12 protein-coding genes are annotated in these 25,348 nt (G+C 63.2%); 8 read left to right on the forward strand and 4 right to left on the reverse strand.

Annotated elements, in window-relative coordinates; all coding sequences use genetic code 11:
- Window positions 1-541: 541 nt before the first annotated feature.
- From IPV69_RS02955 to IPV69_RS02980, 6 genes are all read left to right on the forward strand, one after another.
- A complete protein-coding gene (locus IPV69_RS02955; protein WP_206293423.1) occupies window positions 542-12,598 on the forward strand; it encodes an autotransporter-associated beta strand repeat-containing protein in 12,057 nt (4,018 codons plus the stop codon).
- 365 nt (window positions 12,599-12,963) lie between these two features.
- Window positions 12,964-14,037 carry an aldo/keto reductase gene (locus IPV69_RS02960; protein WP_206293424.1) on the forward strand — a complete coding sequence of 358 codons (1,074 nt, stop codon included), beginning with the start codon at window positions 12,964-12,966 and terminating at the stop codon, window positions 14,035-14,037.
- Window positions 14,038-14,367: 330 nt separating this feature from the next.
- A complete protein-coding gene (locus IPV69_RS02965; protein ID WP_206293425.1) occupies window positions 14,368-14,607 on the forward strand; it encodes a hypothetical protein in 240 nt (79 codons plus the stop codon).
- A gap of 353 nt (window positions 14,608-14,960) precedes the next feature.
- On the forward strand, window positions 14,961-16,502 hold the full coding sequence (locus tag IPV69_RS02970; RefSeq protein WP_206293426.1) for a cryptochrome/photolyase family protein: 1,542 nt from the start codon (window positions 14,961-14,963) through the stop codon (window positions 16,500-16,502).
- Entirely contained in the window at window positions 16,499-16,636 is a 138-nt protein-coding gene (locus tag IPV69_RS27775; RefSeq protein ID WP_206293427.1) for a DUF2256 domain-containing protein, read from the forward strand. Before IPV69_RS02970 ends, IPV69_RS27775 begins: the two co-directional genes overlap by 4 nt.
- Window positions 16,637-16,746: 110 nt before the next feature.
- Window positions 16,747-17,097, forward strand: a complete 351-nt coding sequence (locus IPV69_RS02980) for a hypothetical protein (RefSeq protein WP_206293428.1) — start codon at window positions 16,747-16,749, stop codon at window positions 17,095-17,097.
- Between the two features lie 198 nt (window positions 17,098-17,295).
- On the opposite strand, the gene IPV69_RS02985 is transcribed toward IPV69_RS02980, so the two are convergent.
- Together IPV69_RS02985 and IPV69_RS02990 are read right to left on the reverse strand one after the other, a co-directional pair.
- Window positions 17,296-17,868 (reverse strand): PGF-CTERM sorting domain-containing protein, encoded by a 573-nt coding sequence (locus IPV69_RS02985; protein ID WP_206293429.1) that lies wholly within the window; start codon window positions 17,866-17,868, stop codon window positions 17,296-17,298.
- Window positions 17,869-18,169: 301 nt separating this feature from the next.
- Window positions 18,170-18,751 (reverse strand): PGF-CTERM sorting domain-containing protein, encoded by a 582-nt coding sequence (locus IPV69_RS02990; RefSeq protein ID WP_206293430.1) that lies wholly within the window; start codon window positions 18,749-18,751, stop codon window positions 18,170-18,172.
- Window positions 18,752-19,611: 860 nt separating this feature from the next.
- Between IPV69_RS02990 and IPV69_RS02995 the strand changes: the two genes are divergently transcribed.
- A complete protein-coding gene (locus tag IPV69_RS02995) occupies window positions 19,612-22,464 on the forward strand; it encodes a hypothetical protein (protein ID WP_206293431.1) in 2,853 nt (950 codons plus the stop codon).
- A gap of 75 nt (window positions 22,465-22,539) precedes the next feature.
- Here IPV69_RS02995 and IPV69_RS03000 read toward each other — a convergent pair whose 3' ends face one another.
- Both IPV69_RS03000 and pheA read right to left on the reverse strand, forming a co-directional pair.
- On the reverse strand, window positions 22,540-23,130 hold the full coding sequence (locus IPV69_RS03000) for a hypothetical protein (RefSeq protein WP_206293432.1): 591 nt from the start codon (window positions 23,128-23,130) through the stop codon (window positions 22,540-22,542).
- A gap of 117 nt (window positions 23,131-23,247) precedes the next feature.
- Window positions 23,248-24,342 carry a prephenate dehydratase gene (gene pheA / locus IPV69_RS03005; RefSeq protein WP_206293433.1) on the reverse strand — a complete coding sequence of 365 codons (1,095 nt, stop codon included), beginning with the start codon at window positions 24,340-24,342 and terminating at the stop codon, window positions 23,248-23,250.
- A 268-nt stretch (window positions 24,343-24,610) separates the two neighbouring features.
- Here pheA and IPV69_RS03010 point away from each other — a divergent pair, with 268 nt between their 5' ends.
- A complete protein-coding gene (locus tag IPV69_RS03010) occupies window positions 24,611-25,309 on the forward strand; it encodes an ABC-2 transporter permease (RefSeq protein WP_206293434.1) in 699 nt (232 codons plus the stop codon).
- The last annotated feature ends 39 nt before the right edge of the window (window positions 25,310-25,348 follow it).

The following is a 25,348-nucleotide window of genomic DNA, read 5'->3' on the forward strand; positions in this document are numbered from 1 at the left end:
GGTCGTTGCATCCGGAAATGGCTTCCCATTCTTCCGTTTTCCCCCAGTTTAACGCTTTGGCTCCAAGGAACTCCGCCAGTCTGCCGTCGGCATGGAACTAGTCGACGACGATGGACGACTAAGTGAGAGGCGACCCGATGCTGCTGACCTGGCTACCGTTCTGCTCCGCCTGTGACGAATTGAGAAAATCCTCTAAATGCCTGCCAGTACGAAAGAACTCCCAGGGCATGCAGTTGGCCGGCAAACGGAGTGAGGACGACGCAATTAGATGAAACACTTAAGTGATTTCCCGCGTCCTGCGGCGGGCCAATAGACCGTCGACGACGCCAGGTCACGGCGTTGATAAGGACATTGCCTAGGCGTTGACCCACGGATGTTTTCGCGTGCATCCGCGGCCGTTATATCGTATGAACGCATTTGGCGAAGGTCTCGGCTGGCATCCGTCCCTTCGCATTTCGGGTTGTACATCTCAGTTAGTTCAAGTCCAGCTGTCGTGTAGCAGGAAGAAACCACAAGTGGAAGCTTGTGGCTGGAGGATTGCATGTCGTCTTCGAAAATGCGCGTCGAGCGGAGCTTCAAGCGTCGAATCAAGCATGTCATGGCCCTGTCGGCTGCAGCCGCATCGGCGATCATGAGCGTGGTTCCCTCCTACGGTCAGCTTCGTTGGGATCCCGGCCTTACTCCCTTGACGCCCTCCGGCGGGCCCGGAACCTGGGACGCCGCCACCACAGCCAACTGGTCTGACGGTGCCAGTGACTTCACCTGGAACAATTTGATCGCCGTGTTCGGCGCGCCGTCCGGCGCGGTCACCATCGATGGTGCCGGTGTCTCGGCGAGCGGCCTGACCTTCGACGCATCCGGCTACACGCTGGGGGGCGGTGTGCTGACGCTGACCGCGGCTCCGGTGCAGGTCACCAATGCCGGCGAAACGGCGACAATTAACTCCGTCATCGGCGGCACGGCCGGTTTGACTAAAACCGGTCTTGGGAATTTGACACTCGGCGGTAGCAACACTTACACCGGTACGACCACGATCAACGCCGGCTCGCTTTCGGCCGCCATTAGCAGCGCTTCAAGTGCGGGCACCGTGAGTGTTAACAATCCGCTAGGTACGGGGGCGATTTCCCTCAACGGCGGGACGCTCAACCTGACGCCGGTCGCCAACACTGCCGCGCTCGGCATCTCCGGACGCGTCTTTGCCAGCACGAACTCCGACACTTCGAACATCAACTTTTCCGGGACCGCCACCAGCGTGCGTACGCCTGATGCATCGCTTAGTGCTGCGAGCACCGGCACCATCCCCGCAGGCACCGCTGTCCAGTGGCTCGGCAAACTGTCGATCACCAACGCCGGCGGGTACATCTTCACGACCGCGTCTGACGACGGCAGCCGACTGTGGATCGACGGCGCCTTGGTTATCAACAATGACGGGCCAAAAGCCGTCACCGCAAATAGTTCGCAGACCATCAACCTGACGGCCGGCCTGCACGACATTCGAGTCGATTATGTTAACAGTGGCAGCACGGGCTCCGAGACTCTCAACTACCGCGGCGCGACCGCCGGCCTGGATGTGCCGACCACCGACACGCTCGTAGGCTCGGTCGCTAACACGCTGTTCGAAGCCGAGTCCAACACCCTCGCCGGTGCATCAAACGCGATCGCGATGGGAAACGCGCTGAACGTCGCCGGCACGTCAACGATCAACCTTAACGGCGTCGCGTTCACGCAGGTGCGGTTGGGTGCAGCCTCCTTCGCGACCGGCTCCAACCTCTCAGTGACCGGCGCTTCCGGTAAGGCGATCCGTACCGGTGCCGTCACCCTGGGTTCGGGTGCCGGCACGGTCACGCTCAACAACACCCCCGACGTCTATTTCGACGGCGCGGTGAGCGACGGCGGAGCTCCTGTCACGCTAACTAAGCTCGGCACCGGCCGCCTCGTCTTCAACCAGTCCACGGTTGCGAACGCCCTGGGAGCGACCACCTCGCTCGACATTCAGGCGGGATCCGTTCGCCTTGTCGGCAGCAGCGCCGCCGGTACGTTCAATCCGATCGGGTCGGCGGGCGTCTCGCTCAACGGCGGCAATCTCGAAATCGATACCGTCATTGGCGGCACGACCTACAACAATGCAATTTCTGCCGTTCAAAGCGGCACCATCACCAGCTACGTCAACGCCGCTACTACTACGCTCAGCGGTACGATCGACATTGCCGCGACCAAGACGCTTACGTTCGACGCGATCGCCGGCGGTACGCCAGTCACCGACCCCGGTGCGACGATTCGTCTGAGCGGACCGCTTACGGGTTCCGGCACGCTTGCCGTCGCTTCGACGACGATCGGCACATTCGCTGCCGCCAAGGGGACGGTGCTGTTCGCGGCCAACACTGCGGGTTTCTCCGGTTCGATTAGCCTTCTGTCGGGCAACCTCCGCCCTGAAACGCCGACGTCACTCGCCGGCCAGACGATCAATTTGTCCGGCGGCACCCTTCAACTGTTGAACGATGGCAACGGATCGGGTGAAAAGCAGAACATCACCGCGTTCACCCTGGGGTCGCTCAACGGCTCTGGTACGGTTTCAATCGGCCGAGTCGGGAACACATTCACGCCATATTTCGCATCTGCGGCGAACAAAACCATTCAGTTGGCGCCGACCGGCTCGAACACTCTTACCAACCTGACCGTTGCCAATGCCAACGGCTATGGGCTCGAGATCACCACGCCGGTGACACTCGATGTGACGGCGACACTTAACGCGACGACGGCATCCAACTCGAATGTGGTGCAGGGACTGACGCTGTCGGGCGTCTTGACGGGTGGGAGCATCTCCAAGACCGGCGCGGGTACGGTTGCCCTGACCAACTCCGGCAATACCTTCAACGGCGGGCTTATCGATGTGACAGCGGGCGTCCTCGCCGCTTCAAGCGACGGCGCTCTGGGCGACGCGTCCAACGTGGTCCGGTTGAACACTCCGAACACATTCATCACCCTGGCGACGACCACCGCCAACGCCAGCAACGCGTTGACGGCCATTTCCAGTACCGCGACGCTCTCAGTCGGCCAGTTGGTTTTCGGGGCGAATGTCCCGAACGCGGCCACTCTGACCGCAATTCCGACCGCAACGACCGGCACACTGTCGGCAAACGCCACCGCCGCAGCGACAAACACGCTGACCTATATCTCGGCCAACGCGGGCTTCCGCGCCACGGGCACGTTCGCCAGCAGCCGCACATTCCAGTTCAATCAGGCCGGGAACCAGATCGACGTGACCGCCGGCAACACGCTGACGCTCAATAGCGCTTTCACGGGCACCAGCGCGACGACCACACTCGTCAAGACCGGCAACGGCACGTTAGTCCTCAACGCCGACAACTCGGCTTGGACCGCGGGCAGCTACACTTTGGGGCAGGGCCAGGCAGGCGGCATTGCCGTGCTCGCCGGCACACTACAACTTGCCAACGCCTCGGCGGCGGGTGCGGCGGCTAATCCGATCGTCGTCTACAACCCCGGCGGCGCGGTTGTACAGATCGCTGGCGGCATCACCGTTGCCAACCCGCTCACGCTCAACCATCAGACCAACAACCTCTATGCCGGCGGAATCAACTGGAGCGGCCAACTCCAGAGCGTGGGCAACGCCCTGACCAATACCTGGTCCGGTCTGATTCAGTCCAATCAGGATGGGGGCATCAGCGCCGACGCGGGCAACACCCTGAATCTCACCGGCGGCGTCAATCAGCAGGCACACATTGTCGTGTACGGCGGTGCCGGTAACATCAATGTCACTGGCGGCGCGATCTCGCTGGTTCATACGATCGATAAGATTGGCAGCGGCACCCTCAACATCCAGTCCGCGACTGCCGCCCCCTCCGGCAACGGCATTCGGGCCTTCGCCGGCAACCTGACCTTCAGCGGGGCCGGCGTGGTCGGTGCCAGCACTCCTGCGGCTCAGGTGCTCCCGGGCAGCACTTTGACGCTCGACAACTCCGGCACCGTAGCAAACAACCGCCTTGGCGGCCCCACCCGGCTGTTCACACTCACGGGCGGCAACTTTAACCTGGTCGGCGGTGCGACTGCGGTGACCGAAACGCTTGGTCAACCGACCTTCGGCCGCGGCGGGTCTGTCGTCACGATCGACGCCGGCACGGGTGGCGCGAACCTGTCCTTCACGATGACCGCGGCAATCAATCCGGCGGCCGCGCAGAACGCTGGTACGGCACCGAGCGGTACCTCAGTGCTCTTCCGGGGCCAGTCCCTCGGCTCGGCCGCGGGCGCTGGCGTTGCAACCGTGTCGAACACGGCGTTTGCCTGGACTTTCCCGGGCCAGAACGGTGCCGACGCGACCACAGCCAAGGGTCTGCTGCCCTGGGCGCTGGTCGACACCAGCACGACCGGTGTCGGCACGTCTTTCGCCACCATCGGCGGAACGACCTTTATTGGATCGCTCCGTCCCCTGGCGGCTACGGAAATGTCCGCAACGGGAACCGCGATCACGGCAAACCTGAACATGTTCGTCAATACCGCGCTGGCCGCACAGGCCGGGGCGAGCATCAACTCCCTCACGTTCGACACCGGCGGCTCGATCGCACTGGCATCGCCTGTCGCGGGTACCGCGTTCGCTCAACTGCAGAACCAGTCCGGCGGCATCCTGGTCCGTAACAACGTGACGTCGATGATCAGCGGCGGCGTGATGTCAGCCCCGAACACCTTCTCCCCCTGGAGCGTCTGGACACCGCAATCCGCCGGCAACACCACCCAGCTCACGATTTCGAGTGTTATGGCAGGCGGCAACGGGTCCGCTCCCGGCCTTATCAAGGCGGGCGCGGGCACTCTGGTCCTGGCGACCCCGGTTAATACGCTCCCCATCACCGCTCTGGCCAATGTCAGTGCCAACCAGCTCGCCATGCAGACCGTGGTGAACGGAGGCACACTTCGGCTGAGTGGCGGAACGAACACGCTGGGCGCCAACAACTTCTTGGTGGTGAACCCCGGCGGCACACTGGATCTCAACGGAAGCAGCCAATACGTCCAGGGCCTGTTTACCGATGGCACCTACAATGGAATCGCCAACACCGTCACCGCCGGCGGCACGATCACCAACTCGGCCGTCGGGCAAGCCACGCTCGTTAGCAATTCTGACAACGCTGCCCGCAACTGGGCCGGCCAGATCACCGGCAACGTGTTCTTCAACCGAACGGGCCTCAACTCTCTCACCATTTACACGCCGCAGACTCACACTGGCGGTACGCTGATCAACGGCGGCACCGTGTCGCTCCGCGACTACGGCTCGCTCGCGACGACGTCGACCATCGACGTCAGCAACGCGTCACTCACGCTCGATAACACGCAGGCCGCGGGCCTCTCGGGCCGGCTCGGGTCGGTCCCCATCACCCTTCGCAACTCAACCCTCACTTACAACGGCCGAATCCAGACCGTATCGACCGAGTCCTTCGGTACTGTCACGCTCGGCGGCGGACAGAACTTTATCTCGGTCAACGCAGGGGGCGGCGGTGGCATCAACTCCGCGACGCTCAACATTGCGTCGCTCGCGCGCCCCGTTGGTTCGACATCAACACTCCGCGTCAACGCCGCCAACGGACAGATCGGTAACACCGCCAACCTGCTGATCGGCGGGGTGAGCCTGTCAAACAACATCATCGCGCCCTGGTTCATTCAAGACCGCGAATGGGCCACCTACATTCCGGGACTGGGCGTTGCTCAGTTGAACGCGGGTGGGGCGGCCGGTTACGCGACCAACGCCCTGACCGGTGCCCCCCTGACGACGGACAATGTCCGCGCAACCGCAAGCGCGACCCTCGGTGCGGGTGGGACGCTTTCTATCAACACTTTCGCGCTCAACACCAACGCGGCGGGCACCTTCACCGTCAACCTCAACGGTCGGACGCTTAATGTCCTCGGCGGCGGACTGATCTCGGCCCTCAACACCAACGAGTCATTCAACACGTTCTCGAACGGTACGATCACCAGCGGCTTTGCCAACGGTGTCGGCGGAAACGATCTTTACCTCTACCACTTGCCCTATGGCGGCAACAACAACAATCGCCAGACCAACATCAGCGCTGTCATCGCCAACAATGGTGCGACAGCGGTCCGAACCGTCGTCACGACATCCTCGAGCGATGCTCCCAGCACCTCGCCCAACGTCGTCACCGCCGGCGTCAACCGCATCGTGCTGCTCGGCGCGAACACGTACACCGGCGGAACGGTCGTCAACAACGGCACCGTCGCGGTCGGGACGGGCGGCGTCATTCCTGCAGGCGGAATCGTCCTCAACGGCGGATCGCTCATGCAGAGCATCGCCGGTCAGGCCTCGCCTGGAACGATTAACTCGGCGAACGTGGTCACTCTGAACGGCCCGTCGGCGTTGAGCTTCACCGGCAACAACACGATCGCCGGCTTGGTGTTCAACAACTCAGGCGGCACGACAACTCCCACAGTCAACAGCTTTATCGGCGGTCTGGGCGCTATCGGTACTGGCACGCTGACCATTGGAGCCTCCGGCGTCGTCGCAGACTCGTCGAACGTGCAGACGACGGCCACCCTCCTCGGCCGGTTCGATACAGGCGGCAGTGTCAAGACCTTCGATATCCGCCAGATCCTCGTCAACAACGTCGCGGTCGCCCCACTCCAGGCGACTCTGGCAGTCCAGGGCTGGACCGGCTCGGCCGGCGGAATCCAGAAAATCGGTAGCGGCGTCCTGCAACTCAACGCACAGCAGACCTACACCGGCGCGACGACGGTCACGGCCGGTGGCATCAGCTTTGGCTCGCTGGGTAACAGCGGCCTGGCCGGCGGTACCGCCCCCGGTTCCCGGTTCTCGAGTTACGCCCTTGCGGCCGGTACGTTCCTCAACCTCAACAATACCGACGTAACCATCGGCTCGCTCTCCGGCGCAGGCACTGTGATTAACGTCGCTGCGGTCGCGCCTGCCGGCGGCGTTCCCTCCGGCCGAACACTCAATGTCGGATTCGACGGAGTCAGCACCACGACCTTTAGCGGCACATTCGCCCGCTGGACCGATGCACAGCTCAATCCGTTCCAGGTGAATAAGATCGGCGGCGGCACCATGACCCTCACCGGTGCCAGCACGACCACCAACAACCTGCAGGTCAGCCAGGGCGGCGTGACGTTCAGCGGCCCGGCCGGATCCGGTAAGTTTACCGCCACCACCGTCCTGCCCACGGGTACGCTGACGCTAGACAACAGCGGAAGCAACCTGGACAACCGCCTCGGCGGCCTGACCGCGGTCGGTGCCACAACCGCGACTACACTCTCAATCGCTGGCGGTAACTTCACCCTTATCGGCAATTCGAGTGCCCCGACGAACGAAGCGGTCGGCGTTGTGAACCTTGGTGCGACCAACGTCCACGGACCGGCCGTGATCACCCTTCAGGCCAACCCCGCGCAATCGCTGACCTTCACCGTCGGCACGACGTGGGGCGGCATCAGCCAGGGCACCGGCGTACTGCGCGGCCTGGCCGCGACCGCCGGGCCCGGCAACGCCAACTTCAACCTCGGCGCGATCGCCCTTGGTGGGACCGGCGGCGGCGGTGCCAACGGCACCACCACGATGTCGATCCGCCCGGATATGCTCGGCGACGCCTCTGTCTCGGGCACGGGCACCGGCTTCATCGTTAAAGACTCTGTATCCAACTTCCTGCGGCCTCTCGCCGCGGCCGAAATGGCCGATGCCTCGCTGTTCCGCACCGGCACCACGAACACCAATAACTTCAACCTGGCGACGCCCGTCACTTCGTTCGCCAGCTCTACGGTAAACAGCCTGACGCTTTCCGGAACGGGTGGGATTTCGCAGGTATCTGGACTGCTCCCCGCCGTTCGTGAAGGCCTGCCGATCACGCAGACCCTCACGGCCGGTGGTGTTCTGGCCTTCACCGGCAACACCGGGATCAATGTCAATCGACTCGCGGCCACCGCGGGTATGTTCTTCCACACGCTGGGCAACACAAATGTGACGGCCGCACTGTCCGGAACGAGCCTGACCAAGACTGGCACCGGCACCCTGACGGTGACGGGAAAGAGCCTGATCAACGGCATTACTCACGTCAACAACGGCACCCTTATTCTGAATGGCGGCGATAACACCCTGTTCGTCGGACTGACTTCCGGTAGTCCGACAGTACAGGCGCTGGGCATCAACAGCCCGACTGCTACAGTTGACCTTAACGGCAACAACCAGATCGTCAGCTCTCTGTTCGGAACCAACTCCATCCAGCGCTATTCCGGCGGCTCGGGAACCATCACCAACACCTCCGTGACGCCGGTCAGCCTTACCGCGTTGCTGGGCGGTGCCCACACGTTCGGCGGTGTGATTGCGGGCAACCTGTCGTTCACCAAGACGGCCAACCTGGCCTACACGTTGACCAATGCCAACACCTACACCGGTGCCACCAACGTCCGCGCCAACACGCTGACATTGCTCGACAATGGCTCCATCAACGGTACAAGCTCGATCAACCTCTCCTTTGCCGGATTGAACATCGACAATAGCGGACTGACGCCGCTCGCGAACCTCAATCCGCAGCGCGTGCCGGCGAACGTGCCGGTAAACCTCCGCGGCGGCACCCTGACCATGACTTCTGGTGGCAGCACCGACACCACGCAAAGCGTCGGTGTCCCAACAATCGCAGCCCCCACCGCGGCCGTCTACGCACTTCAAGGTCACAACACCATCAATGTGGTGCAGGCCCCGATCGGTGGCTACGGTGCACTGACGATCGGCAACCTTGTTGTCAACGCCGATGCCACTGTAAACCTGACCGGCGGCAACGGCGGCTTCTTCGGTAACCCGCCGGGCATGAACAACAGTAGCCTGTTCCTGAGCCAGCTTAACGGCGTTGCGATTCCCGCGACGATCACCAACAAGATTCTTCCCGCCAACCTGATCGCGAACAACGGCGAGTTCGTCACCTACGTCAGTGCGGGAACCACCGGCAGCAACGGCACCGCGTGGGGCGTGACAACGATGAACGGCAATACCGGCGTACTCGGATCGATCGTACAGAACCAGTACGACATCAGTACGACCTCAGCCACGGCCGCTGTAGCGATGCCCGCCAGTGCAGCGACGTCCAATGTTCGCGTTGCCAATAACGCTGGTACCATCATCGCGATGACCGCGACGCTTCCGGCTGGTGGCGGGAACTACAATGTTCTGGCGCTGCGTACGACGACCCTGACGCTCGCGTTCACCGCTGCGGCCGACAAGCTCAATCTCACCGCAGGTGGCTTGGCCCTCACCGGCGGCACCGCCGTCGTTGGCAGTGCCGCGATCCCCGGTGTCCTCACGGCCGGCGGCACCGGTACAGGTACCATCCCTCTTTACGTCCACAGCAGTGGTGCGACCATCAACTCGGCCATCCAGGATAATGGCTCGGGCGGTCTCACTCGGCTCGTCGCCAACAGCTTCGCCGGCAATCTCACGATTGCCGGTACCAACGCCTACACCGGTGGCACGGTCGTCAATGGCGGAGCGGGCGTTACGTTGTCGAGCCCGGTCGGTGCCGGCTTCCCATTGAATGTCGCGACCGGTGTTACGATCAATAACTCGACCGTGCACTCGACCGTCGCCGGGAACATCGCATCCGGAAACCCCCTCACGATCAACGGCGGCGGCGGATTGTCAATGACCGGGGCGAACACGCTGCTAAGCGTGACCTTCAACAACAGCGGCGGCATTCTCGCCCCCGGCATCTCCACTCCCCAGGCGTCTGGCCTGACGCTGACGTCGACGAACGCCGTCACAGTCGTGAATGACAACGCGGCAACGGTTCCCCTGATTGTCGGCGGCCCCGTGACGCTTCCTACCGGTGCCAACATTGATGTCTCGGGCGTGGCACCGACGGGCCTGAACTTCGCCGCGCCGATCGTGTCTACCGGTGCCGTCAACAAGACGGGGCCGGGAATCCTGGTCCTGGGCGCTGCGACTTACATCAGCAGTGCCACGACGGCCACCTCCACCACACTTACAGTGCCCTCCTCGAGCATCTTCTCCGTCGGACAGACCATTACGGGGACCAATATCCCTGCTGCAACGACCATCACTGCCATCACGAGTCCCACCACCGTCACCCTGTCGGCCGCTGGTACCGCAGCGGCGACGAACAACATGACGCTCGGTCAATCCGGGAGCAGTGCGTTCACGGGCGGCATCAATCTGACGGCCGGCTCCATCATGCTCGCCAACAGCAGCACGCCATCTACAGTAGGTGCTGTAGTCACCAACGGCCCACTCGGTACTGGTACGTTGACCATGTCCGACGGCACTGCCTTGCTGAGCGATGGCACGCTTCGCACCGTCGCCAACGCGGTCTCGCTGGGCGGCAATGTGACGTTCGGATCGCTGTCGGGTGTGACCGCGATCGCCGGGAACGGCGTCACCCTTAACGGTACCGTCGCCCTTGGGTCATCCACTCGAACCATCAACGTGAATAGTCAGACCAACACCACAACGATTGGTGGAGTGGTCAGTGGTGCCGCCGGGGTCGGAATCACCAAGGCCGGCCCGGGTATCTTGGTCCTCGGCAACACCGCCAACTCGTTTGACGGACCGGTGACCATCAACGCCGGGATACTGTCGGCGACTCTCGCCGGCTCACTCGGCACTGGTGCGGGTACCGGCAACATCACCTTCGGCGGCGGCATTCTCCAGCATGGCGGTACCAACACGACCGACTACTCCAGCCGCTTCGCGACGACCGCGAACCAGCCATTCTACATCGACACAGTTGGCAATACGGTGACGTACGCTTCTGCTCTGACCAGCACCGGCGGATCACTGGCCAAGTTCGGAACAGGCACGTTGGTTCTGACGAATGATGGTCAGGCGTACAATGGCGATACCGCGATCATCGCCGGCATCCTGCAGTTGGGTGCAACCGCCAACAACGGGTCGGCCACCGGCCTGCTGCCGGCCGGCACGAACATCCTGAACGCCGGCACGCTACGGGTGAACAAGTCCACCAACGACACCCTCAGTGGCGTCATCAGTGGCAGCGGCGCACTCGTCAAGCTTGGCACCGGTAACCTGACACTCACCGGTATCAACACTTTCACCGGCAACGTGACGCTCAACGCCGCAACGCCGGTGACCGCCGGCAGCCTGACGGTCACCAACAGCAGTTCGTTGGGTGTCGGACCGAAGGTGGTCACGGTCATCAGCAACTTCGCGACCACCGACGGAACGTTGATCCTCGACGGTACCGGTGGCCCCATCAATCTTGCCAGCAACATCTCGTTCACCACGAGCAGTGGTACTGGCAACGGCGGAATCACTAATCTGGTCGGCAACAATACGATCAACGGCGATTTCACGCTGACCGGCGGCGGCGGTTCGACGCAGATCCAGTCGGCCGGCGGCAACCTGACCTTGACCGGAACAATCACCCCGAATACGAACCTTCGCGTCCTGATCCTGAGCGGTGCCTCGACCGGTACCGTGAGCGGCCTGGTTCAGGATCAGACCGTGACCAATTTCCTGAGCGTCCAGAAGAGTGGTGTCGGTACGTGGTCGCTGACCAATACCAACACCTACACAGGCCCGACCACCATCACCGCCGGTGCCCTGAACGTTGCTTCCCTCGCCAACATCAACACGCCCAGCAGTATCGGCACCGGCTCGGTCGCCGGCTCGGCCGCCGACCTGGTCTTCAGCGGTGGTACTCTTCAGTACACCGGTGCGACGCCGCAAAGCACCAACCGTCCGTTCACGATCTCGTCGGCCGGCTCGTTCGATGCCTCCGGCTCTGTCCCGACGGCGACACTTAACATTGCCAGCACGGCGGTCGTCGCGATGGGTGCCGTCGATTTGGCCCGTACCCTGACGCTGACCGGTACCAACACCGGCGCGAACATCTTTGCGGCCGTCCTCGGCAACAACGGCACGGCGACCAGCGCGCTGAACAAGACCGGCAGCGGCAGTTGGACCCTCACCGGTGCCAACCTCTACACCGGTGCCACAACGATCACCGGCGGTACGCTGCAGGTGGGTCAGGGTGGCGTCGGTTCGCTCGCCGCGACGGCCGTTACGGTCAACGCCAATGCGACCCTCGCCGGCAGCGGCAGCATCGCGGGCCCGATCACGACCGCCGCCCTCGGCCACATCGCCCCCGGCGACGCGGGCCTGCCCGGCGACCTGTCGACCGCCGGCGTGGTCACGCTCGCCGACACCACCACGCTCGATTACCACATGGGTACGCCCAACGGTGGGGTGGCTGATCCGCTCGGCGACATCCTGAAGGTGGCAAACTCGGCCGCCGTCAGCACCGTTGCCGCCGTGCCGACGATCAACCTCAACGTCCTTTCCGGCGACCTCAACCCCGGCAAGTACGACCTGATCGACTACGTCGTCGACGACGGCCCGGTGGCGACCAACATCGGTGCCGGCTGGAGCCTGACGTTCAATGGCACCCCGTTTGGTGTCAACGGAACGGACTACACCTTCGGTCAGGACCAGGGTTCGATCTACCTCAACGTGATCAACGCGATCCCCGAACCCACCAGCGTCGGCCTCCTGGCGATGGCCGGCCTCGGCCTGCTCGCCCGCCGTCGCCGCAACCGCAGCCACTGATCGGTCCGCTGAACGGATCGTTTCGGTAGCCTCCTGAAAACCTTCGCCCCGGCGACCTCCCAAGGTCGCCGGGGCTTTCTTTTGTGCCGACTCGATCAACTCGGTCGGTGCGGGGCATTGACCTCACGGGCCGATTTTGGGTGCCATGGGCAACGGTACTCCGTTGCCCGTGACGAGCGTCGGACGCCGTTCGCCACGGGCAAGCGAGTACGCTTGCCCATGCAACGCGAAATCCGCCAGCATTAGGCGTCGTGCCGTCACACTGTCGCACCCCTTTCGCCGGGTCACTCCCGCCGGAACTTTCCGCCACGCCTGCTTCGTCATATCATGGCACGGTCATCCTTTTTCTATCGCGGAGTTACACCATGGAACGTCGTCCTTTCGGAAATACCGGTGTTGAAGTCTCGGCCATCAGCCTCGGGTGCTGGCCTTTTGGCGTGGATTGGTGGGGTCATTACGACCAGAACCGCTGCAACGAGCTCTGTAACTTCGCCAACAACCTCGGCATCACCTTCTTCGACAACGGCGACGCCTACGGCAACGGCCGGGCCGAAGAGCAGTTCGGCGTCTGGCTGAAGCAGTCCGGCCTCCGCCGCGACCAGGTCGAGATTGGCGGCAAGGTCGGGTACGACTTCTATTCCGACCCCGGCGAGTTCGGCTCGCACCGCGAGCGCAAGCACGACTTCTCGCCCGCCTTCGTCCGCAAGGCACTCGAAGCCTCCCTCAAACGCCTGCAGACCGATTACATCGACGTCTACATGGCGCACAACATCAAGCTCCCCCAGTTCCGCGACGACTTCTTCGCCGAGCTGGAAAAGGTCAAGGACGAAGGCAAGATCCGCTGCTGGGGCGTCAGCCTCGGGCCGGCGATCGGCTGGCGCGAAGAGGGCTTCAAGGCCATGCTCGACCATGGCGCTAAGGCCGTTCAGACGGTGTTCAACATGTTCGAGCAGCATCCCGGCCGCGAGCTGTGCGAAACCGCGATCGCGTGCAAAGCCGGCGTGCTCGCCCGCGTTCATGACAACAGCTCGATTCTGAAGGACATCGTCAAGATCGACACCACCATCGGCGAGAACGACCACCGCAAGTTCCGCGACGACGCGTGGAAGGTCTATGGCCTCAAGAAGCTCGAGCTCGTCCGCCATTACGCCAGCGACCACGGCATGAACGTCCACGAGCTGGCCTGCAAGTGGCTGTTGCAGCAGAAGGGCCTGACGGCAATCACCGGTACGCTGCTGAACGAGAAGGAAATCCAGGAAGCCGCCAACGCCTGCGACAAGCCCAACCTGTCGCGGACCGAGCTCCAGGAAATCTTCGACCAATACGAGAACGACTTCGGTCTCGGCGACGCCGCCCATCCCTGCGACATCAAGAGCAGCGTCACGCCGGAAGGGCGCGAGCGAAGCGGGTACAAGGCATCGTCGGTGCTGATTGCTTGAGGGACGCCGCGTGCGCGGCCGATGCGAGCGCGGCCAATGCGAATGAAGAATAAGGAATGAAGAATGAAGAACGGTGAATGAAGGAACCAGGTCGGTTTCGATTCCCGTTCCTCATTCTTCATTCTTCATTTCCTATTCTTCATTCGCTGTTTTTCATTCGCACCTCCTTGCGGTGCTCCCAGCCCTTGCCATCTTTCCCCGAGAAACTACGATCCCAGCACATTTATCGGGCGTATTACCCCTGAAGGTAGTCATGGATGACTGCCGATGTCAGAAGAAGCGGCACGTTTGTTCGGCCGCCACTCTCGAAACGCCCTCGGAAAGGACGCCATGCAGGAATCAATCGTCCAACGTGTTGTTCGCCGTGCCGGCATGATGGGTCTGGCGGTTCTTCTTATTGCCGTCTCCGGCGGGCTCGGCTACGTCGCTCACCTGACGCAGGTCACGTCGCAGAAAGTCGGCGACGGCAGTCCCAGCGTTCTTCCCCTCATCGCACTGTCCGTCCTGTCGGCGATCGCCGGCCTGACAACGCTGCGCCTGGCCCTGCACCAGGACGCCGAAGCGGTCTGAATTGTGTTGCAAGCCTCAGGCTGCACCACAACACGGTCGCCCTCTCCCTGGTGCTGTGTCAAAGGTAAGATTTGAGATGGGGTGCCATGGGCTGGCATACTCGCCTGCCCGTCGCTTTGCGCTAGGAACGTCGTACCACGGGCAGCGGAGTACCGCAGCCCATGGCACCCGAACTATCCTGAAATCAAGGTGTGACAGAGCAGGCCAACCGCGCTGGCTATCCCTTCAAAAGTTCCGACACGCCGCCTCATCGATCCTCACTACCATCCCGCCACTACTGTATCCCCGAACTGCGCCTCCAAAGCGCCGCGGGTCGGTTCCTCGAGCGCTGCGTCTGAAGACAGGGTCGCCCCATGCCCACCCTCTGGCTGATGGAAGATCAGTTGTCGATCGAGCTGGTTCGGCAGCTTTCGCCGGATCGCGTGCTGCTGATCGAGTCCAGGCGGCACTACGCCGCGGGGGAATTCCACAAGCACAGGATTGCGTTTCAGGTCTCGGCGATCCGCCACTTCGCGGACGAGGTGCGGGCCGCCGGCTTTGCCGTGCATCACTACGGCCTGGGGCGGCGGCCGTACCTGGATTCCGTCAGCGCGATCAAGCATCTCGTGAAAGCTTGCGGGGATTCTCAGTTCGTGGTGATCGATCCGTCGGAGCATCATTGTGCCGTATGGATTGATTCGCTGGCCGATGCCCAGGCCGAAGCGCTGGGCATCGAGATTCGTATCGAACCCAACACGCTATTCCTCACCGATCGCGAAGAGTTCGCCGCGTGGGCTCAGCCGCTCAAGCGGCCGATCATGGAGCACTTCTACCGGCGGATGCGGACGAAACTCGGTGTGCTCGTCGAGGCCGACGGTTCCCCCGTCGGCGGAGAGTGGAATCTCGACAAGGAGAATCGCAAGCCGGCCAAACGCGGAATGATGTTCCCGCCACCGCTCGCGATTTCGCCCGATGCGATCACCCAAGGAGCTTTGAAGGACGTCGAGCGTGTTTTCCCGAACCATCCCGGGACGACCGAAGGCTTTTCGCTCCCCGTGACCCGGGCCGATGCCGAGCGCGCGTGGGATGATTTCGTGAAGCACCGGCTGCCGCAGTTCGGCGATTACGAAGACGCCATGCTGACCGGCGAGCCGATCCTGAATCACTCGTTCGTCTCGATGCTTCTCAACGTCGCTTTGCTGAGCCCGATGAAGCTCGTTCGCGATGTCGAAGCGGCGTATCGCGCCGGGCGCGTGCCGCTTAACAGCGCCGAGGGATTCATCCGCCAGATCATCGGCTGGCGGGAATACGTTTACGGCATCTATTGGTCGTTCATGCCCGAGTACCGCGCGCGGAACAGCCGCGGGTCAAAGCTCGACCTGCCCGACTGGTTCTGGACCGGCAAGACCGAGATGAACTGCCTCTCGCACTGCATCAGCGGCGTGGTGGAGCGTGCGTATTCGCATCACATCCAGCGCCTGATGGTCATCTGCAACTTCGCCACGCTCGCGGCGTTGTCGCCGCAGGCGGTGAACGACTGGTTCTACGCCATGTACGTGGACAGCCACGACTGGGTCGTCACGCCCAACGTCGTCGGCATGGGGATGAACGCCGACGGCGGAACCATCGCGACCAAGCCCTACATCAGTTCTGCGGCGTATATCAACCGCATGAGCGACTACTGCCAGGGTTGCCGGTTCGATCCGGCCGAACGGACAGGCGAGTTGGCGTGCCCGTTCAACTACCTGTTCTGGACGTTTCTGCATCACTTCGCGGACCGTTTCAAGAACAATCCCCGCATGACGATGATGCTCAAGAACGCTCAGAAGATCGAAGCCGACCAGATGCGCCAGATGATGCAGCAGCGCAAGACGTTCATCGAGCTTCACGTCCGGGGAAAGGCGTACCGACCGTGAAGCGGCAGGACAGCAAGATCTGCGTGGTCTGCAAACGCCCCATGACCTGGCGGCGAAAGTGGTCCAAAACCTGGGACCAGGTCAAGTATTGCAGCGACGCCTGCCGCCGGAACAAGAACAGGGTCGCCCGATGAGCGAGTGGCAAGCAGCCGTTAGACGGGATGTCTTGTGGCATGGGCAAGCGTACTTGCCCATGCCACGCGCGCTTTGTCAGTCGCCGGCGGGTCGCCTACGCTGATATGGGATGTCCCTGCGATTCGCCATTCTCCACCACACCGGCATTGCCGACCCGCATTTTGATCTGCTGTTCGAGACCCATCCCGGCTCCGACCTGGCGACCTGGCGTTCGCCGGTCTGGCCGATCGAATCACCGACCGCCGCAACGCGCCTGAAGGACCACCGCCGGGCGTACCTTGATTACGAAGGGGAAGTCAGCCGCCGTCGCGGGTACGTCGAGCGGGTGGCCGGCGGTACCTGCGAGGTGGAGGTCGGTCAGGACGCCGTCTGGACCGTCCGCCTGATCACCGGCGTGCCGGGGACGACACTCGTGTTGCGGCGCGTGGGGGAGGGGTGGGAGATCAATCTGTCGTCCTGAGCGAACGTGACGCGGTAAGGAGCCGCGCACGGAGCGTACTCGCGCAGTAAGCGGTGTGATTGAGCGGTCGGAGTAAGAGGTAGACGCAAACCGGCACCGCACCGCTTACTCCGCGAGTACGCTCCGTGCGCGGCTCCTTGAAACATCACATTCGCACAGGACGGTCGTTCACGGGCAGGCAGGTCTCAATATCACGGTTCAGAGCACCCGCCGCCGCCGGGCCAGCATTCCCACCGCCAGCAGACCGATCGCCGCGACCGAAGGCTCCGGCACGGGCGTGACCGTGATGTTGTCGAGATCCAGGGGGAAGTCCAAGCCACTAAAGCCCGACATCACGAAATCCAGGTGGGTCAGGTTGGAAAAGGTCGCGCCGCCGAGGGCAACGGTGGTGGCGTTGTCGCCGTTGGTCAACACCCGGCTGCCGCCGGCGGAGGACGTGATCGTCGCCGTGCCAGAAACGAGACCAAAGGTTGGAACCTGGACCGATGCCGCATCGAACAGCCCGCCGCCGTCGCGCGTCAGGCGGATCGTGCCGTTGCCTTGCATCCGCAGCTTCGAGGGAATCGTACCCGGGTTGGTGTTGTTGATGACGAGGTCCGACGCCGACCCGGATTGGACGCTGAGCGTGAACCCGTCTTCGGTATAGGGGAGGGGGACGGACCCGCCAGTTGCGGCGGACTCCAGGTCAATGACCGCCGCCCGGGCGGAAGACGAGCCCAGGAGCGCCGACAAAGACAGGATGGTGACCGAGAGGAAAAGATTAGGCTTCATGAGGAGCTGCGCTTTCGTTCCGCGGCATCAGGCCGCTCGATCCGCCGGCGACATTCACCCCACCAACAGCAGGCTCCCGTCGGGCAAGTTCTTTCAAGGGAAAGTGTAACCCCGGCTACCGTCGTTGCAAGCAAGAAGTTGGAGGAAGCGGGATCCCGAGTGTGGCGCAGTAGATTGGCACTTGCGTGCTTTTGCGGTGCTTGGCTTTCCGTGGCGAAATATGACTGCCGCGACACGGCCATGCACCCGGTCGGTCCGCCAGCCGAGGGCAGTGTGCAGGTTGGGGGGTGATTACCGGTTGTCAGACTGCCTGTACCCGCCGCCGGGCCAGCATTCCCACCGCCAGCAGGCCGATCGCCGCGACCGAAGGCTCAGGCACGGGGGTGACGGTGATGTTGTCGAGAATCATCGGGACGTCCCCGTTACCGTCGAAGCCTGTGATGACAAAATCGAGGTGAGTCAGGTTAGTGAACGCCGGGCCGGTGAGGGGGATGGTATTGGTGGAGTCAAATACGTTCAGCACCCGGTTGCCCCCGGCAGAGGACGTGATGGCCCCCGTGCCGATCGTGAGTCGGTATTGCAAGAGATCGACCGATGTGGCATTGAACAGTCCACCGTCGGTGCGCGTCACGCGAACCGTGCCGGTACCGTCCATCCACAACCATGTGGCAATGCTTGGTGCGTTGTTATTGAGGACGTAGAACAGCGAAGGCGTGCCGCCGGAAAGCAGGCTTAGCGTGAACCCGTCCTCGCTGAAGGGGAGGCTGTTCTGCACGCTGGGTGGCGCTGCCTCCAGATCGATGACCGCCGCGCGGGCAGGGGACCCCGCCAGCAATGTGGATGACAAGAGGATCGCGCCCGACAGGAGGGGGTTCAGCTTCATTGGCGTATCGCCTGAGTCGTGCGGTCGAGACCGCAGACGGCACTGCCGAGCACCTTGCGCCCCCACGGACAGCGGGCTGAGGCGTGGCAAGTATATTGAAACGTCAGTGTAACTGCGTTGAGGGGTGTTGCAAGCGGAAAAAGGGGAGCCGGAGAATTCGTGATTGCTCTATATTTGTTTGGTATGGCAGCTATAATAACTGTCAGTGATTTCGAGAGCGTTCCATCGCCTTTTAGCGCCCGCGCAAAGGGCAGGGTTGGGACCGACCAGAGGTCCGATGAGAGCGGTCCGGTCGGCGCCGGCACGGAAATGCAATCTCGGGTTCGTTCGGCGGACGTCGATGGACGTCGAATTGGTGCCACGGCGTCGCCGGTACTCCGGAGACCCGTGGTATCGGCCGCGCTCGCGCACGGGTCTGCGGGGTACCGCCGACCCGTGGCACCGGGACGGCTCGGGTTCGTTCGGCGGACGTCGATGGACGTCGATCTGGTGCCACGGCGTCGCCGGTACTCCGGAGACCCGTGGTGTCGGCCTCGCTCGCCCACGGGTCTGCGGGGTACCGCCGACCCGTGGCACCGGGACGGCTTGGGTTCGTTCGGCATTCTCGGGTTCGTTCGGCTGACGGCGATGGACGTCGACCTGGTGCCACGGCGTCGCCGGTACTCCGGAGTCCCGTGGATCTCGGCCCCGCTCGCGCACGGGTCTGCGGGGTACCGCCGACCCGTGGCACCGGGACGGCTCGGGTTCGTTTGGCAGAAGCGCGAGATCGTCAGCGAGGCCGGAACGCCGCCGAGGCCACCGGTTCCCACAAGGTTTGGTAACGATTCGGCCGATATCTCTGACAGGAGCATTATCGGACCATGCGAGTCAAACCGATTATCACGATCCTGGGTCTGGTCGCCGCGTGCGGGTTCGGGGCGCGGGTGGAAGCGGCGCCGGACGAGGTGAAACGCGTCGTCCGGACGTTCGACTTCGAAGAACGCCGGCTCGGCAACCCCGAAGACCTGCCCATGCATTGGGTGAAGGTCGCCGGGCCGGGGTACCCGCATTACGTGAACGGACGGCTCGCGACCGGTGTCAGCCGGTCGGGGAAGTACGCCTTCCGGTTTGACCTCGACGGCGGGTCGCTCGCGTACCGGTACGAAGCCAACCGCATCAAGGTGATGGCGGGGGCGCACTACCGCATTGAAACTGCCGTCCGGACGACCCTGCTGACGCAGGCGCGGGCGGTGATGACGGCGTGGCTGGTGGACCAGGACGGGCATCTGCTGCCCAAGACCGTCCGCTACTCCGCCCCATACGCGGCCCGCAACGCCGACGACGGGTGGCAGCTTCTCAAGATCGAGCTGTCGGTGGACGAGCCGCAGGCGGCGTTCCTGGTGCTGGAGCTGGGTCTGCTTCAGCCGGGCGAGTTTGTCGGCGGGGTGCTCGGGCAGCGGACGCTGAACGTTCAGGACATCCGCGGGACGGCGTGGTTCGACGACCTGACCATCTCGCAGGTGCCGCGGGTCATCATGAGCACCGACCGGCCGGCGAATGTCTTTAAGCGCGGCGAGCCGGTGCGGCTGGTCGTCCGCGTGGACGACCGCTTCACCGACGACCTGGCGGCGCAGATTGTCGTCACCGACGCCGACGGCAAGACCGTCTACCAGCGGAGCGGCACGACCGAGCTGTCGCGTGCCGAGCAGGTAGGCCCCGGGCGCAAGCGGCTGCCGATCGACCTGCCGGAACTGCCGGCGGGGTATTACCGCGCGTCGCTGGTGATGAGCAGCCAGGGACAGACGCTGGGCGCGCAGTCGCTGGGCTTCATCCAGCTCGCTGACGCCAACCCGCCGACGACGCCGGACGGAAGGTTCGGTTTCTCGGCGACGTCGTTGCCGCTGGCGGGGTGGGATGACCTGGCGGCCGTGTTGCCGCTGCTTTCGGCAGGGCGGGTGAAGCTGGCGCTGTGGGGACCGGAAGGAGACGTCTTGGAAGTGGACCCGGCGAAGTTCGACGCCGTCCTGGAGAAGCTCCAGGAACGAGGGATCACGCCGACGGCGTGCCTGATCGGTCTGCCGCCGGACCTGGCGCGGAAGATGAAGAGCAGCGGGCTGTCCGAGAAAGGTGCAGGAGGGTCGGCGTGGTGGGGCGGCGAGGCGGACAAGCGCGGCGCGGGCATTGCCAACACCCTGCCACCCAGCTACGCCAACAGTTCCTCGAGCTGGCCTTTGCTGCTCAAGTCGGACGTCAAGCTCTGGCAGCCGAGGCTGTCGTTCCTGGTGTCGCGGCACGCGAACCACCTGGACCGGTGGCAGCTCGGCGCAGATGGGGACGACGGGTTTGCGTCGGACCCGGAGCTTCGAAAGGTGTACGACGTGATCTACGCGCAGTTCCAGCGGCTGGTGCAGAAGCCGGATTTGGCGATGCCCTGGCCGGTCTGGTACGAGTTGAACGGCCACACGCCGGCAACGGTGGCGCTGTCGGTACCGCCGACGGTGGTGCTGCCGTCGCAGGTGCCGCTGTACATCAACGATGCGGGCATGGCCTCGCCGGCGGGATCGGCCGGGTCTGGTGCGCCTCCGGCAACAATGCCCGCGACGGGCCCGACGGCACCCACGTCGCCGAGCTGGACGCGGCCGACGAACATCTCCGTGTATCTGTCGTGGCTCGACACCGAGCGTTACGGCCGGGCCGAGCGCATTCGCGACATGGCGCAGCGAGTGATCCACACCTTCGCCGCCAATGCCGACCGGATCGATCTTCCGCTGCCGCTGACGGTGCGGAAGGAGCAGGACGTGCTGGTGCATGAGCCTTCCGAAGAGCTGCTGCTGCTGCGGACGATCATCAGCACGCTGTCGGGTGCGACCTTCCGCGGCAAGGTGCCGATCGCCGAGGGGATCGAGGCTTTCCTGTTCGATCGAGGCGGGCAGGGGATCCTGGCGGTGTGGGACCTTGGCGCGCAGGGCGGCGTGCGCGAGTTGTCGGTCAACCTGGGGCGACAGCCGACGATGATCGACCTGTGGGGCAACGTATCGCCGGTGCAGAAAGTGCCGGGCAAGGAAGGGCTGGTCGCGCTGCGCGTGAGCCGGACGCCGATCTTCCTGGCGGACATCGACGGGCAGTTGATGCAGACGCGGGCGAGCGTGGCGCTGGATCGGCCGTTGATCGAGTCGAGCTTCCAGCCGCACACGCGGAAGCTGCGGTTTACCAACAACTATCGCAACGCGATCGGCGGGACGGTCAGGCTCAAGCCGCCGCCGGGCTGGGGCATCAACCCGCCGACGTTCACGTTCAGCCTGAACCCCGGCGAGACGTTCGACCGGGAGATCACGCTGGAGCTGCCCTATAACAGCGTGGCGGGGCCGAAGGCGATCGGCGCACACTTTGTGTTGCAGGCCGACGGGATCGCCGACTTCACCGTGCCGATCACGGTGAACCTGGGCCTGAGCGACGTCGGCATGCAGACGATCGCCGTACGGGATGGGAACGACCTGATCGTGCAGCAGATGATCACGAACTACGGCGACAAGCCGATCGACTACACCGCGTTCGCCGTCTACCCCGGGCAGTCGCGGCAGGAACGCCTGATCAGCGGACTAGGCGCCGGGAAGACGACGATTCGGCGGTACAAGTTTCCTTCGGTGGATTTCAAGGTAGGTGGAAAAGTGCGGGCAGGGGTGAAGGAGATGGTGGGGACGAGGATATTGAATGATGAGGTGGCGGTGCAGTAGGTGGGCACTGCCCGCCGAAAGGTGATGCCGAGGTCGACTGGACTGCGGTAGCGCGAGCATCATATCCGGTAAGTGCTACTCCACCTCCACAGCTTCGAACTCGACCCACGGTCCGACGTTCTTCGCAAGCCATGCTCTTGCCTTGTCGTCACAATAGACACCGAGAAACTCCTCCGCCTCGACAAATACTCCGCGATAGTCGTGTGGGCCGCCCCATGCCAATTCACCGTCGGCAGTCCTGCCCACGATATTGAGTGGGATCATCGGCGGCACCAGTTCCCATGTCGCCTCCATATCTTCGATTGCCGAGGGCGCGAGATCAAGAGCATCGGAAAAGTAGTCGTCGGGTTCACCTGACTCAGGGACCACTGGTGGGAGTTGCAGTCTCATGTCCCACGTGTGCCACGGGATGTCATAGACGTGTTCGTATGACGTATTGCGAAATGACATTGGGAAAGGTTTGTCGCGTTCGATCAGACTCTTGATTGTGTCCGAAACCAAGACAATCGCGCCGCCAGCATTGGTACACAAGGGTGGTACGAATGGACCTGCCCGGGAGAGTTCAAGAGGTGTCCTGTCCCAGACGACCCGACTTGCGCGCGCATTGATGAGATTCGAGCCGAAGTCGCCCCAGATGTTACGACTCTGTATGCGAAAGAGATTCATGACCGATCCACTAGCTAACGAAGCGCGGCCACGGCGCACTGCGAATCGCCCGCCCGCCCGGCGCATCGCAGAGTCATAGTGAGGCCAAGTGCCAGAGTCCGGCGGGCCGTGCCCGCCCTATAGGACTTCCGTCGCCCGTGGATAACTTCCCAACACCGTCAACTGCAGGCAATGCTGCCTTGACTCCTCAATAGCCTGCTTCATCCTCGGCTCGTCGGCGTGTCCTTCGGCGTCGATGAAGAAGTAGTACTCCCAGTTGACCTTCTTGCTCGGCCGCTTCTCGATGTCGGTCAGGTTGATGCCGCGTTCCTTGAAGACGTCGAGCACCTCGGCGAGTGCGCCGGGCTTATGAGCGGTGGTGAACATGATCGCGGTCTTGTCGTCGCCGGTCTTGCGGGCGCCTTCGCGGCTGAGGACGAAGAAGCGCGTCTGGTTGTCGGGGTCGTCTTCGATGTTCTCGAACAGCACGCGCAGGCCGTGAAGCTGGCCGGCGAGGGTGCTGCCGATCGCGGCGACGCCGGGCGTGGTGGCGGCGATCTCGGCGGCCTTGCTGGTGCTGGCGGCCGGCTGAACGTCGCGGTCCCGCGCCGTGCTGGCCAGCCAGTTGCGGCACTGGCTGAAGACCTCGGGCTTGCTGAGCACTGTCTTGATCGACTCCCACGGGCTGGCCGCCAGCAGGTTGTGGTGAATCGTCACCTTCACCTCGGCGTAGATCTTGGCGCTGGAGGCGAGGAAGGCGTCGAGCGTATCGACGACGCCGCCGTGCAGGCTGTTCTCGACCGGCACCATGCCGTAGTCGCAGTGGCCGCGGACGACTTCTTCGAACACGCTGGGGATGTCGGACAGGGGAACGTATTCAACACCCGACCCGAACTTACGGACTGCGGCCGCATGGCTGAACGTGCCGGCGGGTCCGAGGTAGCCGATACGAAGGGGCTTCTCGAGCGCGAACGACCCGCTCATGACCTCGCGGTAGATCGCCTCGAGGCAGCGGTCGGGCAGGGGGCCATGATTGAGCTTGCGGACCTTGTCGAGGACGAGTTTCTCGCGGTCCGGGGCGTAGATCGGGCCGCCGGACTTCTGTTTGAGCTTGCCGACTTCGACGACGACATCGGCTCGGCGGTTGAGCAGGCCGACGAGTTGCTCGTCGATCGCGTCGATCTGCTTACGCAGGGCTTCCAAGGCAGGATCGGTCGGTTCGCTGGCGGACATAGGATCGTTGTAGCGGTGGGGGGGAAGAGCGTCAATTGAAGGTCATCGTGGTCGTTCCCCGTTCTTCGTCCTTGGTTCTTCATTCTTCATTCGTCTGTCGAGTGAATGAAGAATGAAGAACCAAGGATGAAGAACGGGGAACGGCAGTCTTCGGAACTGTCGGATTGCGTTATCAGACCTGCAACCCCTCCATCTGCCGCGTTCTCGAAAGCGTTTCGGACCGGTCGGCCGATGAGGGAGGAAGTCTTTAACCAGAAGGTAGACTTCAATGACCCTCTCGGTTCTTACCGTTCTCGCTGCCAAGGCGTCCTCCAAAGGGGGCGACAGTGCCTTCGCGGACTTCCTGACCCGCTTTCCCGAGCAGACCGACCTGCTGAAGTTTGCCCAGAACATGGGTCCCGGCCTCGCCGCCCTGCTGATCATCATGGGGATCGTGTACCTGCTGTTCGGGTTCCAGATCTACCGAATCCTGGTGGTGCTGAACTCCGCCGCCGTGGGTTTTGTGGTCGGAGCGGCGATCGGCGATTTGAAAGGGGCATCGATTCCCTGCGCCATCGCCGGCGGGGTGCTCGCCGGGGCGGTATCGTGGCCGACAACCAAGTACGCGGTCGCGGTCATGGGCGGGCTTTTCGGGGCGATGGTCGCCGCGACGATCTGGCGATTGCTGGGGCAGGATCCGGCGTTCACCTGGGCCGGGGCGATGACCGGGCTCGTCGGTGGCGGGTTGCTCTGCTTTATCGTCTTCAACGGCTGCGTGATGGCCTACATGAGCCTTCAGGGATCGACGATGCTCATCTTCGGGCTGCTGGGGCTGCTGCTGAAGTACCAGGAGATCGCGCCAAAGGTGGGGGATTACCTCACGCTCAAGCCGTTCGTGTTGCCGCTGTTCGTGTTCATTCCGACGGTGCTTGGGACGATGTTCCAGCAAAACGGCGCTACGCCGCCGCCGGCAGGGGCAAAGAAGTAGCGCTCGCACCTGCATTCGTCCCGAGCGATGGACGACGGC

Origin of the sequence: Humisphaera borealis, assembly GCF_015169395.1 — a bacterium.
Classification (GTDB): Bacteria; Planctomycetota; Phycisphaerae; order Tepidisphaerales; family Tepidisphaeraceae; genus Humisphaera; species Humisphaera borealis.